This is a genomic window from Shinella sp. GW821-FHT10F02 (genome assembly GCF_058809275.1).
On the sequence record NZ_JBXASL010000004.1, the window covers coordinates 29,553 to 43,487 of the forward strand.

Annotated in this window: 8 protein-coding genes; 3 read left to right on the forward strand and 5 right to left on the reverse strand. The window is 64.4% G+C overall.

All coding sequences use genetic code 11. From position 1 onward, the window contains the following. Positions 1 to 180 precede the first annotated feature (180 nt). Both AC1RWL_RS13305 and AC1RWL_RS13310 read left to right on the forward strand, forming a co-directional pair. Positions 181 to 3,771: an ATP-binding protein gene (locus AC1RWL_RS13305; RefSeq protein WP_493094973.1), complete on the forward strand. Its 3,591-nt coding sequence runs from the start codon at positions 181 to 183 to the stop codon at positions 3,769 to 3,771. Between the two features lie 181 nt (positions 3,772 to 3,952). Beyond that, the gene (locus AC1RWL_RS13310) at positions 3,953 to 5,530 is read left to right on the forward strand and encodes an ABC transporter permease (protein ID WP_493095303.1); all 1,578 of its coding nucleotides are present in this window, start codon (positions 3,953 to 3,955) and stop codon (positions 5,528 to 5,530) included. Between the two features lie 249 nt (positions 5,531 to 5,779). On the opposite strand, the gene AC1RWL_RS13315 is transcribed toward AC1RWL_RS13310, so the two are convergent. Then, the gene (locus AC1RWL_RS13315; protein ID WP_493094974.1) at positions 5,780 to 7,729 is read right to left on the reverse strand and encodes an acetoacetate--CoA ligase; all 1,950 of its coding nucleotides are present in this window, start codon (positions 7,727 to 7,729) and stop codon (positions 5,780 to 5,782) included. A 185-nt stretch (positions 7,730 to 7,914) separates the two neighbouring features. Between AC1RWL_RS13315 and AC1RWL_RS13320 the strand changes: the two genes are divergently transcribed. Continuing rightward, positions 7,915 to 9,750 (forward strand): AsmA family protein, encoded by a 1,836-nt coding sequence (locus AC1RWL_RS13320; protein ID WP_435267588.1) that lies wholly within the window; start codon positions 7,915 to 7,917, stop codon positions 9,748 to 9,750. A 3-nt stretch (positions 9,751 to 9,753) separates the two neighbouring features. Here the strand turns inward: AC1RWL_RS13320 and AC1RWL_RS13325 are convergent, their stop codons facing one another. The 4 genes from AC1RWL_RS13325 to AC1RWL_RS13340 all read right to left on the reverse strand — a co-directional run bounded on the left by AC1RWL_RS13325 (position 9,754) and on the right by AC1RWL_RS13340 (position 13,823). Continuing rightward, positions 9,754 to 10,572 (reverse strand): ABC transporter permease, encoded by an 819-nt coding sequence (locus AC1RWL_RS13325; RefSeq protein WP_256120684.1) that lies wholly within the window; start codon positions 10,570 to 10,572, stop codon positions 9,754 to 9,756. A gap of 3 nt (positions 10,573 to 10,575) precedes the next feature. Continuing rightward, the gene (locus AC1RWL_RS13330; protein ID WP_435267587.1) at positions 10,576 to 11,487 is read right to left on the reverse strand and encodes an ABC transporter permease subunit; all 912 of its coding nucleotides are present in this window, start codon (positions 11,485 to 11,487) and stop codon (positions 10,576 to 10,578) included. Between the two features lie 3 nt (positions 11,488 to 11,490). Continuing rightward, positions 11,491 to 12,633 carry an ABC transporter ATP-binding protein gene (locus AC1RWL_RS13335; protein WP_256120686.1) on the reverse strand — a complete coding sequence of 381 codons (1,143 nt, stop codon included), beginning with the start codon at positions 12,631 to 12,633 and terminating at the stop codon, positions 11,491 to 11,493. A gap of 80 nt (positions 12,634 to 12,713) precedes the next feature. Continuing rightward, complete coding sequence (locus AC1RWL_RS13340) at positions 12,714 to 13,823, reverse strand: polyamine ABC transporter substrate-binding protein (RefSeq protein WP_305112861.1); 1,110 nt, start codon at positions 13,821 to 13,823, stop codon at positions 12,714 to 12,716. Between the last annotated feature and the right edge of the window lie 112 nt (positions 13,824 to 13,935).

Genomic DNA, 13,935 nt, shown 5'->3' on the forward strand with positions numbered 1-13,935 from the left:
ACGATCTCTTTTCGCATTGCAACAAAATTGTGCGGTGCACAATAATTCGAAGCGGCGTTAACCCTTCTGCCCGAAAGCCCGGGCCTTTGCGGGCGAGGCGCTGGACCCTCCGCACATGCACCGCTATTAATAAAGCGTTAATCGAAAGCCGGGGACCCGGAAGCAGACACAGGCCTGAATATGTCCGCAAAGCAGTATCCCTTTATCGACGTCGCCGTCCATGAACGGGTGCGCCTGCCCTTCGCCCGGGGCGAGGCGGTCGTGCTGTTTTCCAAGGACATGGCGCGCGTGCTCTGGTCGAACGGCCGCGGGGCCGCTCTCTTCGGTCACGACAATATCTACGATTTCCTCGATGCCGGCCCGGACCGCGCGGATGTCGCCTTCCGCCAGCTTTCCGCCACCGCCCAGCAGGTGCAGGCGCCGGGCGAGCGCCGCAGCTTCATCATGCGCATCGGCAGCGGGTTTCGCAGCGTCCCGGTAAGTGCGGCCGTCGAGGGTGTCACCATCCGCCCCGGCGACGAGGCGATCCTGTTCAGCACGCCCGTCAGCGCCGGCCGACAGAGCCAGCAGGACGCCGCCGCCGCGATGCTCACCGGCTTCGACGATCCCGACACCCACATGGCCGTGCTCGACGGCGACGGCACGATCATCGCCGCCTCGGCGGATTTCGAAAGCCTCGCCGTCAGCCCGGAAACCCGGCGCGCGCTGGTGGAGGCCGCCGGGCGCAGCACGGAGCGCCTCGTCAAGCGCCCGATCGCCACCGGCCGCGGCAACCTGCCCGCCGCCATCGGCCGCATCGCCACCGATCCGGCGCTGCACCTGCTCTTCGCTGTCGAAACGATCCTCGGGCATCTCGATCCGGATGAGGAGGAGGCGGAGCCGTTGGCTGTAGCCGCGGTGGAAGCCGAGGTCGTGCCAGAGATCGAGACCCCTGTGGCGGAGGAGTCGCAGGTCGAGGACGTGCTGGAAGCCGACGCGGTTGAGCCGGTTTCCCAGCCAGAAGCGGTCGTCTTCGTCGAGGAAGAGCGCGCAATCGAGGACGTCGCCCCGTTGGAAAGCGCCGACGAACCGGTTGCGGAAGTGCTGCCGGAAATCGTTGAGCCGATCGCGGAAGCTGTTGCCGAAGACGTCGTTGCGGAAACCGTGGAAGAGGCCGAACCGGCGCTTGCGGAAGAGCCCGACGCCGCCGAAGCGCCCGTGGAAAAATCCGGCTTCGTCTTCAATCCGCAGGGACGGCCGATCCGTTTCGTCTGGAAGATCGATGCGGAGGGGCGGTTCAGCGAGATCTCGGAAGAATTCGCCGCCGCCGTCGGGCCGCATGCCGCCGCCATCTCCGGCGAGCGTTTCACCGATGTCGCGGCCCGCTTCGATCTCGACGCCGAAGGCAAGATCGGCGACCTGCTGCGCCGCCGCGATACCTGGTCGGGCAAGACGATCCTGTGGCCGGTCGAGGGCACGGCGCTCATCGTGCCGGTCGATCTCGCAGCACTGCCCACCTATTCGCGCAACCGGGAATTCGATGGTTTCCGCGGCTTCGGCATCGTGCGCATCGCCGATTCGAGCGAGGACCCTCATGCGCGCGGGCTGACGCTCAGCCACATCATCGAGGCGGCCGAGGAAGAGCAGACCGTCCTGGTGGAGGAGGTTCTGGCCGAAGAAGCCGGTACGCTGCTGGAGGACGCGGCGGAAGGGCTGACCGAAACGATCGAGATTCCGGATCATGCCTCTGCGCAGGTGACGGACGAAGCGGTGACCGAGACGACCGAAGAGCCCGTCGAGGACGAAGAAACCGTAGACACCTCCCCGGCTCCGGAAGAAGAAACAACGCCGGTCGTGCCGGTCGATGACGAACAGGATGCCTTTCGCGGCGAGCGCCCGGCGCTGCGCCTGGTCGAAAACCCGGCCCGCCGCCAGTCCGACAAGGTGGTGCAACTCGAAACCCGGCGCAATCGCGGCGGTCTTTTCGACGGCCTCTCGACCGGCGAGCAGGCGGCGTTCCGCGAGATCGCCCGCCAGCTCGGCGAGACCTTTGGCAAGCGCAAGCCGGAGGACCGTCCGGCAGGTGACCGCGCTGCCGAGACGCCGGCGGAGACGATCCGCGACGACGAGCCCGAAATTGCAGCCGTCGTGCCCGCGACAGGCGAGAACGATGCGGAAATGCCGGGCCTCGAAATCGGCCCGCATGCCGACGACCTCCTGAGCGAGGACCATGCCGAGGCGCGCACGGCGATCGCCCCGCCGCGCCGGCAGATGGATTACGGCCTCACCGCCGCCGTGGTCGACGCGCTGCCCGTGGCCCTGCTGGTGCATGTCGGCGACCGGCTGATCCATGCCAATCCCGAATTCTTCCGCCTGACGGGCTATTCCAGCCTCGACGACCTCGAGGCCTCCGGCGGGCTTGAAATCCTGCTCGGCGGCCCGGACGAGGACGCCGGCGATGGCGACGGCACGATGGCGCTGCGCCATGCCGACGGCGAGAGTGCCAGCGCCGTGCGCGCCCGCCTCCAGTCGATCCGCTGGGAGGACGGCACCGCGCTGATGCTGGCGCTGACGCCGATCCAGGCCAACAAGCCGACCCTTTCGCTGGTCGAAACGGCGCCCGCGCCCATCGAGACAGAAGAGCGGAACGCCGACCAGGCGGCCGCCTCAGCACTGCGCATCGAGGTCAGCGAGCTGCGCTCTATCCTCGAAACCGCGACCGATGGCGTCGTGGTGGTCGGGCAGGAGGGCGACATCCGCTCGATGAACCGCTCGGCAAGCGCCCTCTTCAACTATGACGAGGACGAGACGCGCGGCCGGCCGTTCGCCATGCTCTTCGCCCATGAAAGCCAGAAGGCAGTGCTCGATTATCTCGCCGGCCTGGCCGGCCATGGCGTCGCGAGCGTGCTCAACGACGGGCGCGAGGTCATCGGCCGCGAGGCTTCGGGCGGCTTCATCCCGCTGTTCATGACAATGGGCCGCCTCTCCTCCTCCTCCGGCTACTGCGCGGTCATCCGCGACATTACCCAGTGGAAGCGCACCGAGGAGGAGCTGCGCAACGCCAAGCGCGCGGCCGAGACAGCGAATGCGCACAAGAGCGATTTCCTCGCCCGCGTCAGCCACGAGATTCGCACGCCGCTCAACGCCATCATCGGCTTTTCCGACATGATGGCGACGGAACGCTTCGGCCCGATCGGCCATCCGCGCTACATCGAATATGCCAACGACATTGGCCGCTCCGGCCGCCATGTGCTCGATATCGTCAACGACCTGCTCGACATTTCCAAGATCGAGGCGGGCGAGATGGAGCTGGAATTCACCGCAGTCGGCCTGAACGAGACGATCGCGGAAGCCGTTTCGCTGGTGCAGCCGCAGGCGAACGGCCAGCGCGTCATCATCCGCACCTCGCTTTCGGCCAATGTGCCGCAGATCGTCGCGGACCTGCGCTCGATCAAGCAGATCGCGCTCAACATCCTGTCGAACGCCATCCGCTTCACGCCGGCCGGCGGGCAGATCGTCGTATCCACCGCCTACGAGCCGAACGGCAGCGTCGTGCTGCGCATCCGCGACACCGGCGTCGGCATGACGCGCAGCGAGCTGGAACAGGCGATGAAGCCCTTCCGGCAGGTGACGACGGGCGCGCGCAAACGGGGAGACGGCACCGGCCTCGGCCTGCCGCTCACCAAGGCGATGGTCGATGCCAACCGGGCGAACTTTTCGATCAGCTCCACGCCGAACGAAGGCACGCTGGTCGAAGTGAGCTTTCCCTCGCCGCGCGTGTTGGCAGATTGACCCTATTGGGCTAGACCGGGAAAAACGCTTCCCGGCGCCCCTGCCCCGGCAGGGATTGCCGCATCGTCGAGGTAAAGCCTTGCAGGTCCTGTCTGAAAGCGTGCCGGCGCGCCGCCGATCCGGCGCCGCCCGCCACCCGCTGCTCTCAGTCACCGCCGTGCTTGCGGCCCTCATCGTGCTGATGCCGGCGATCGCCATCGTCGTCATCGCCGCGACGGGCGGCATGGAAAGCTGGCCGCATCTCATCAGCAATGTCATTCCGCGCGCGACCCTGCGCACGCTGATCCTGCTGGCCGGCGTCGGTACCATCAGCGTCGTCGTCGGCGTGGTGACGGCCTGGCTGGTCGCGAGCTGCGAGTTTCCGGGCCGGCGGCTGCTCTCCGGCCTGCTCGTGCTGCCGCTTGCCATACCCGCCTATCTCGGCGCCTATGCCTTTGCAGAATTCTTCTCCTTCACCGGTCCGGTGCAGACGGCCTACCGTGGCCTCTTCGGCTTCCAGACGAGCCGCGACTACTGGTTTCCGGAGGTGCGCACCACGGGCGGCGCGATGCTGGTGCTGTCCAGCGTGCTCTATCCCTATATCTATCTCTCGGCGCGCTCGATGTTCCTGATGCAGGGCCGGGCGGCGGCGGATGTGGCGCGCACGCTCGGCGCCGGTCCCTTGAAGGTTTTCGCGAAAATCCAGATCCCGATGGCGCGGCCGGCGATCATGGTGGGGTTGACGCTCGTTGCCATGGAAACGCTGAACGATATCGGCGCGGTGGAATATCTCGGCGTGCAGACGCTGACCTTCTCGATCTTCGATACCTGGCTCAACCGCGGCAGCCTCGCCGGTGCCGCGCAGATCGCCTGCGTCATGCTGGTCTTCGTCGTCTGCCTGATGCTGGTGGAGCGCGCCGCCCGCCGCCGGCAGCGTTTCGCCAGCCAGAAGACCACGGCGGCCGTGCATGATTCGGTGCGTCTCAAGCTTGCCGGCTGGAAGAAATGGGCGGCCAGCCTCGCATGCCTCGCGCCGCCGGTCGTCGGTTTTGCCATTCCGGTCTTCGTGCTCGGCGGCTATGCCGCACGCCGGTTGGAGCAGTTCGTCTCGACGCGGCTGCTCTCCGCGCTCTGGAACAGCGTGCTCGTCTCGGCATCGACGGCGCTCGTCGCGGTGCTGCTCGCCTTCCTGCTCGCCTATGCCGCGCGCACCACGCGCTCGCGGCTCAATGCGGCCGCCGGACGTTTCGCCTCCTTCGGCTATGGCGTGCCGGGCACGGTGCTTGCGATGGGCGTGCTGATCCCGCTCGCCAATTTCGACAATGCGGTCGATGCCTTCCTGCGCGCCCAGTTCGGCATCTCCACCGGCCTGCTGCTTTCCGGCACCGGCTTTGCCATCATCTATGCCTGCACGGTGCGCTTCCTCACCATGGCGGAAGGCACGATCGATGCGGGCTTCCACAAGCTCTCGCCGCATCTCGACATGGCGGCGCGCACGCTGGGGCGCACCAGCGGCCAGACGCTGCGGAGCGTGCTGTTGCCGATGATGCGGCCGGCGACGCTGACGGCGGCGCTGCTCGTCTTCATCGAGACCATGAAGGAACTGTCGGCGACGATCATGCTGCGCCCGTTCAACTTCAACACGCTGGCGACGCTGGTCTACGAGGATGCTTCGCGGGCAAAGGTGGAGGATGCCGGAGTGCCGGCCATCATCATCGTCGCGGTCGGGCTTATTCCCGTCTTCCTCGTCTCGCGCTCGCTCGACCGACATACCGGGTAAAAAAGAGGGCGGCAAAAGCCGCCCCGATAGTTTGAATGCTGTCCAACGTAAGCGTGGGTGAACGGCCTCATGCCATCGGGGTCGGGTGCGACCGGAACGCCCATCATCGGGCGCGCTCAAGTTGGCACGACATTGCCTCAATGCGGTTTAACAAATCCTTACCTGGCCGGTTCCGGCACAAAGGTTTCGTTCACAACTTCGCGAGTTTGGTTAATACGGCCGGTTCGAAATCGCGAGCGCCGCTCACCTTCATGACTTCAATGCATCCAGTCCCGCAAAGAGCGCCAGCGCCTCCGGATTGGCGAGCGCCTCCTGGTTCCGGACCAGCCTGCCGTGCACGACCTCGCGCACGGCAAGCTCGACGATCTTGCCGGATTTCGTGCGCGGGATATCGGCTACCTGGATGATCTTCGCCGGCACATGGCGCGGCGAGGCTCCGGTGCGGATCTTTGTGCGGATCGTCTTCTCCAACGCCTCGTCCAGCACCGCGCCGGGCTGGAGGCGCACGAAGAGCACCACGCGCACATCGTCGTCCCAGTCCTGGCCGATGCAGAGCGCTTCGGCGACTTCGTCAAGCTGTTCGACCTGGTTGTAGATCTCCGCCGTGCCGATGCGCACGCCGCCGGGGTTCAGCGTCGCGTCGGAGCGGCCATGGATGACGATGCCGCCATGGCGGGTCCATTCGGCGAAGTCGCCGTGGCACCAGATATTGTCGAAGCGCTCGAAATAGGCGGCGCGGTATTTTTCGCCCGCCGGGTCGTTCCAGAACATGACCGGCATGGAGGGGAAGGCCCTGGTGCAGACCAGCTCACCCTTTTCGCCGCGCACCGCATGGCCGTCCTCGTCCCAGACGTCCATGGCAAGGCCGAGGCCCGGCCCCTGGATCTCGCCGCGCCAGACGGGCTTCAGTGGAATGCCGAGCACGAAGCCGGAGACGATATCCGTGCCGCCGGAGATGGAGGCGAGCTGCACGTCCGGCTTGATGCCTTCATAGACGAAGCTGAAACTTTCCGGCGAAAGCGGCGACCCCGTCGAGGCCAGTACGCGCAAGCTGGAGAGGTCGTGCGTCGAGAGCGGTGTGAGGCCGCTTTTGCGCACGGCGTCGATATATTTGGCGGAGGTGCCGAGTACGGCGAAGCGTTCCGCAGCCGCATAGTCGAACAGCACATTGCCGTCCGGATGGAAGGGCGAGCCGTCGAACAGACAGAGCGTGGTGCCGAGCGCGAGGCCGGAGACCAGCCAGTTCCACATCATCCAGCCGCAGGTGGTGAAGTAGAACAGCCGCTCGCCCTCGACCAGGCCGCAATGCAGGTGATGCTCCTTCAGGTGCTGCAACAGCGTGCCGCCGGCCGAATGGACGATGCATTTCGGCACGCCCGTAGTGCCGGAAGAAAACAGGATGTAGAGCGGGTGGCGGAAGGGAAGCTGCACGAAGGTGAGCGCCTTTTCCGCATAGGGCGCCGTCAGCGCCTCCAGCGTGCGGCCATCCGGCAGCGACGCGGCGAGCGCTTCGGCATCGCCCGCATAATGCACCACCACGACCGGCACGCCGAGCTTGCCGGCGATGGCCCGCACCTTGGCGGAGACATCCTGGAGCTTGCCGGCATACCAATAGGCATCGCAGGCGATGAAGAGTTTCGGCTCGATCTGGCCGAAGCGGTCGAAAACACCCTGCTCGCCGAAATCGGGCGAACAGGAAGACCAGATGGCGCCGAGCGAGGTGGCGGCGAGCATGCAGGCAATGGTTTCCGGCATGTTCGGCATCATGGCGGCAACGCGGTCGCCCTCGCCGATGCCGAGCGCCGCAAAGGCCTGCTGGAGTCTGGAAACGCGGGCGCGCAGCTCGTCCCAGGACCAGCGGTACGCCACCTTGTCCTCGCCACGAAAGACGATCGCATCATCCGGACCGGCCTTCTTCAGCAGGTTCTCCGCAAAATTCAGCCGCCCCTCGGGGAAGAAGCGGGCCTCCAGCATGCGGTCGCCGTTTTCGAGCGCCGTGCCGCCCTTCTCGCCGATCACGCCGCAATCGTCCCAGACCGCGGTCCAGAAGGCCGCCCGGTCTTCCACCGACCAGGCGTGGAGATCGTCATAGGATGTGAAGGCGCGCCCGGCGATACGGCCGGCCGCCTTCATGAACAGGGCCATCGGGCTCGTCGCCAGGATTTCCGCCGAGGGTTCCCACAGGGGCATTTCCGACATCACGCTGTCCTCCACTCCAGGGCCATTCTACAACATGTTGCACCGCAGTATAATGCGGCGAATGCCGGTTCGCGCCGTTGCCGAACGCAATTCCGCCATGCCGCCATTTGATTTCTTGGCCCCAAGCGCCTATCCCCGTTCGCTTGAAGAGATGTGACCGCTGCCGGTAGAGGACCCGCCCCCGAATGACGCTTTCCCGTTTCATGCAATCGCGGCTTCTGGTGCGGGGATTCCTGGTCGTTCTGGCACTGTTCGTCGCCGGGCGCGTCGGCTTTCCCTTCCTCATCCAGACGGACACGGTCGGTCGGGAAATCGAGGAGACGCTGGAGGCGTGGACGGGCGCCGATGTAGAGATCGGCCGCGCGGCAGAGTTCTCCTTCTGGCCCTATCCGCGCGTAACGCTCGGCAATGTGCGGGTCGTCACGGGAGGCAAGCAGGAACTCGCGCATATCGAGGAAATATCGGCAAGCTTCGACCTGGTCGGCGCCGTGCGCGGCAAGCCTGTCTTCAGCGATTTCGATCTCGTGCGGCCGACGGTCCGCGTGGGCTGGGACGCCGAGGGCGTGTTCAACTGGCGGCACAGCGGCTGGCTGATCCAGGCGATCGACGCCACCGCCTCCGCCCCCGAAGGCCAGGCGATACCGGAACTGCCGGAAGAGCGCATCGGCACGATCAATGTCGTCGACGGCATCGTCGAGGTGGCACAGGACGACGGGGCCACGCCCTATCGCATCTCGGATATCAACGGCAATATCGACTGGCCGGCGCTACGGCGCCCGCTGGATCTGACGCTCTCCGGCGTCGTCAATGGCGAGATGACGCGCTGGACCTTCGATTGCGACCAGCCTTTGGCGCTGCTGGCCGGGCACAATGCCAATATGCGCACCAACCTTTCCGCAGATCCGACCACGGTGAACTTCGAGGGCGTCGCCAATCTGTCGACCAACGCGTTCGTGGCCGGCAACATGATGCTGTCGACGCCTTCGCTCGGCCACCTGCTCGCCTGGCAGGGCAAGGATATTCCCTCGGTCGGCAATCTCGGCCATGTCAATGTCGAGGCGAAGGTGACGACGGCCGGCTATTCGGCCAAGCTCGAAAACGTCAAGCTGACGCTGGACAATGCGCAGGCGACCGGCGTGCTCGACGTCGACATGCCGCCGGATGGCGTGCCGCAGGTCGGTGGCACGCTTGCCTTCGACCGGATCGACCTGCGCGCCTTCCTTTCCGCCTTTTCGCCGGGCGCCGAGCAGAATGCCGCGAGCATCGACACGGCCTTCCTGCACCAGTTCGGCATGGACCTCCGGCTTTCCGCCAAGACGGCGGATTTCACGCCGTTCTCGCTTCAGGAGCTTGCCGCCGGGGTGCGCGTCGAGAACGGTCGCGCCTCCTTCGATGTCGGCGACAGCGGCTTCATGGACGGGCGCATGACGGGCCGCATCGCGCTCACCGAGCAAGGTTTTCGCGGCGGCGGGCGGTTTCAGATGTCGCTCAGCAATGTCGATATCGGCGCGATCGTCAACACGCTGGCGCTGCCGGGGCCACTGCCTTCGGGGCGCGGCTCGGCCGATTTCGAGCTTTCGACCGACCGGCCGCTCTGGGCGACGACGGCCTCCGACATGTCCGGCCAATTCCGCTTGAACATGGGCTCGGGCACGCTCACCCATTTCAACCGGCAGGCCTTCGAGGAGCGCGCGGCGAAAAACGCCTTCTTCAATTTTTCCGAAGCAGCCGACGGCTCGTTCGATTTCGTGCGGGCCGACGTGGAGGCCAAGCTCGACCGCGGTCTTGCGGAACTGACCAAAGCGGAGATCGAGGGCAACGAGAAGCTTCTGACGCTCTCCGGCATGATCCCCTATCGCAGCGGCAGCGTGGCGCTGGCCGGCGCGCTGTCCGACCGCCCGCAGGCGGAGGCCTCGGCGGTCGTCAATCCGGCGATCAGCTTCTTCGTCGGTGGCTCCTGGCCGGAGCCCGTGATCTCGCCGCTTTCGATCCTGACGGGGCAGCAGCCCCGCCAGGAATAGGCTTCAGCGGCCGGCGAAGGCCGCCTGTTCGTCGCGCTGGCGCTGCACTTCGCGCCGCTTCGTCATGATGGACGCAATAACGACCCCAATGGCGACGAGGCCGATGAGCAGGGTGCAGGCCGCGTTGATTTCCGGCGTCACGCCAAGGCGCACCTGACTGTAGATCTTCATCGGCAGCGTCGTGGCACCCGGGCCGGAGGTGAAGCTCGAGATGACGAGGTCGTCGAGCGACAGGGTCAGCGCCAGCATCCAGCCCGACAGCACCGCCGGCAGGATGACCGGCAGCGTCACCTCAAGGAAGGTGCGGACCGGCGTGGCGCCGAGATCGAGCGCCGCCTCCTCGATCGAGCGATCGAAAGAGAGCAGTCGCGACTGCACAACCACCGTCACGAAGCACATGGAGAAGGTGATGTGCGCCAGCGTCACGGTGACGAAGCCGCGGTCGAAGCCGATGGCGACGAAAAGCAGCAGCAGCGACAGGCCGGTGATGACTTCCGGCATGACGAGCGGTGCATAGACCATGCCGGAAAACAGCAGCCTTCCGCGGAAGCGGGTGTAGCGCGTCAGCGCCAGCGCCGCCATGGTGCCGAGGATGGTGGCGATCGTCGCGGACAGCAGCGCCACGCGGATCGTCACCCAGGCCGCATCCATGAGGCCTTGGTTGTTGAAGAGCGCGACGTACCATTTCGTCGAGAAGCCGGCCCAGACCGTCACGAGCTTCGACTCGTTGAAGGAGAAGACCACCAGCAGCACGATCGGCAGGTAGAGGAAGGCGAAGCCGAGAACGACGGAGACGATGTTGAAACGGGACCAGTTGCTCATGGTCTACCTCCCCTGCTCTTCGGCCTTGGCCTGCGCATTCTGGAAGAACACGATGGGCACGACCAGGATGAGGAGCAGGATGGTGGCGACGGCAGCGGAGACCGGCCAGTCGCGGTTTGCATTGAACTCGTTCCACAAGGTCTTGCCGATCATCAGCGTCTGCGACCCGCCGAGCAGATCCGGGATGACGAATTCGCCGACGGCCGGAATGAAGACGAGCATGCAGCCCGCGACCACGCCCGGAAGGGAAAGCGGGAACGTGATCTTCCAGAAGGCGGAAATGGGCGGGCAACCGAGATCCTTTGCCGCCTCGATCAGCGAATTGTCCATCTTCTCCAGCGCCGAATAGAGCGGCAGGATCATGAAGGGCAGATAGGAATAGACGATGCCGATATAGATCGCCCAATTGGTGCCGATGATGATCAGCGGCTGGTCGATGACGCCGATGCTGAGCAGGAACTGGTTGAGCAGCCCTTCCGGCTTGAGGATGGCGATCCAGGCATAGACGCGGATCAGAAAGCTCGTCCAGAACGGCAGGATGACGAGCATCAGCAGCGTCGGACGCAGCGTGCGCGGCGCCTGCGCCATGCCATAGGCGATGGGGTAGCCGATCAGGAGCGTGATGAAGGTCGAGACACCGGCGATCCAGATGCTCGACAGGTAGGCGTTGAGATAAAGCGCATCCTCGGTCAGCCAGATATAGTTTGCGAAGCTGAACTGCCCCACCTTGCTGAAGAAGCCGGAGAGGCCATCCGCCAGCGCAAAGACCGGCTCATAGGGCGGCTGCGCGATCGCGGTGGTGGAGAGCGAAATGCGGAAGACGATGAAGAAGGGAACGAGGAAGAAGAACAGCAGCCACGCATAGGGAAGAATAATGACAAGGCGGCTGAAGATGGCGGAGCCGAGCTTGTTCATCGGTCAATCCTTCAAGACGACGCCGGCGGTTTCGCCGAAGGAGACCCAGACCTTCTCGTCATAGGAAATCGGGTCCTCCACCTCGCGCAGCGCGTTCAGCATGGAGGCCTTGACCACCTTGCCGCTGTCGAGCTTGACGTAGAAGACCGTCATGTCGCCGAGATAGCCGATGTCCCAGATTTCGCCCGGCGCCGCATTGACGGAGGCATCGGCGGGAGCGGCCCGCGTGACCTTCATCTTTTCCGGCCGGATGGCGAAGCCCGCGGCACTGCCCGGCGTGGGGCCGTTGGCGGTCGCGGTGCGGATGGTGAAACCCTCGTTGACGGCAAGCTCGATCTTGCCGTTGCCGTTGGCCGAAACCTTGCCGTCGAGGATGTTGACGTCGCCGATGAAGTCCGCGACGAAGCGCGAATTCGGCGCCTCGTAGATTTCCGCCGGTGTGGCCACCTGGATGACCTTGCCGTGGCTCATCACCGCAATGCGGTCGGCCATGGTCATCGCCTCTTCCTGGTCGTGCGTGACGACGACGAAGGTGAGGCCGAGTTCCTGCTGCAGGTCCATCAGTTCGAACTGGGTTTCCTCGCGCAGCTTCTTGTCGAGCGCGCCGAGCGGCTCGTCGAGCAGCAGCACCTTCGGGCGCTTGGCGAGCGAGCGGGCAAGCGCCACGCGCTGGCGCTGGCCGCCGGAAAGCTGGTGCGGCTTGCGCTTGGCGAATTGTTCGAGCTTGACGAGCTTCAGCATCTGCGAGACGCGCTCGGCGATCTCGTTCTTCGGCATGCCGTCCTGGCGCAGCCCGAAGCCGATATTGCTCTCCACCGTCATGTGCGGGAAGAGCGCGTAGGACTGGAACATCATGTTGACCGGCCGCTTGTAGGGCGGGATGCCGGCAATGTCCTGGCCGTCGAGGATGATTTCGCCGGAGGTCGGCCGCTCGAAGCCGGCGAGCATGCGCAGCAGCGTGGACTTGCCGCAGCCGGACGCGCCGAGCAGGGCGAAGAACTCGCGGTGATAGATATTCAGGGTGAGATCATCGACGGCGGTGAAATCGCCGAACCTCTTCGTGACATTGCGGAACGTGATGAATGGTTTTGCGTCCGGATCCGTCCACGGCGCGAAGGAACGACGGATATTGCCGAGAGATTTCATTACCTGTCCCCATCTCTTTTTTCTGGCAGTCAAAATGAAATTGCCCGGAAGAGACTTCCGGGCAATTCGTCCTGTGCCGGTTATTGGCCGGTCACGATTTTGGTCCACGCCCGTGTGAACAGGCGCTGCGTTTTTGCATCCAGCGTCGTGTTGGTGAAGAGCTTTGCCAGCGTCGCCTCATCCGGATAGATCGTCGTGTCCTTGATGATCTCTTCCGGCATGATGGCCTGGGCCGCCTTGTTGCCGTTGGCATAGTGGATGTAGGTCGAAGCCTTGGCGATGACTTCCGGGCGCATGATGTAGTCGAGGAAGGCATGCGCCTCTTCGACATGCGGTGCGTCGGCGGGGATCGCCATCTGGTCGAACCACATCTGCGTGCCTTCCTTCGGGATCGTGTAGCCGATCTCGACGCCGTTGCCGGCCTCTTCCGCGCGGTCGCGGCCCTGGAAGATATCGCCCGACCAGCCGACCGCGATGCAGATGTCGCCGTTCGCCAGGCCGTTGATGAATTCGGAGGAGTGGAACTTGCGCACGAAGGGGCGAATCTTCTGGAGCGCTTCCTCGGCCTTGGCAAGATCGGCCGGGTCGTGGCTATCCGGGTTGAGGCCGAGATAGGCGAGCGTCACCGGGATGATGTCGGTCGGCGAATCGAGCAGGTTGATGCCGCAATCCTTGAGCTTTTCGGCGTTTGCCGGGTCGAAGATCGCCGTCCAGCTGTCGATCGTGTCCGTGCCGAGGGCTTCCTTGATCTTGGCCTTGTTATAGCCGATGCCGATCGTGCCCCACATATAGTTGATCGAATATTCGTTGCCGGGATCGAAGGGCTGCATGCGGGTGGCGACCATGTCCCACATGTTCTTCAGGTTCGGCAGCTTCGACTTGTCGAGCTTCTGGTAGACGCCGGCCGAAATCTGGCGTTGCAGGAAGGTGTTGGTCGGCACCACCACGTCGTAGCCCGTACCGCCGGCAAGCAGCTTCGTCTCAAGGATCTCGTTCGAATCATAGACGTCGTAGACGACCTTGATGCCGGTTTCCTTGGTGAAATCGTCGATGATCGAGCTATCGATATAGTCCGACCAGTTATAGACATTAACGACTTTTTCCTGCGCCAGCGCACCACCTGCACCAAACAGGGCGACCGTGGCAGCCGTCGCCAAAAGAGTACGTCTTATCATTGATTTATCTCCCAGTTTTTTTCCGTGCCTATGAGTTGCTATGAAAGAACAGTCACCGATTATGGATGTTTTTCGAGAGGCGACAAGCTGCATTCTACGCATAGACAGGGCGATTTTTGATATCACA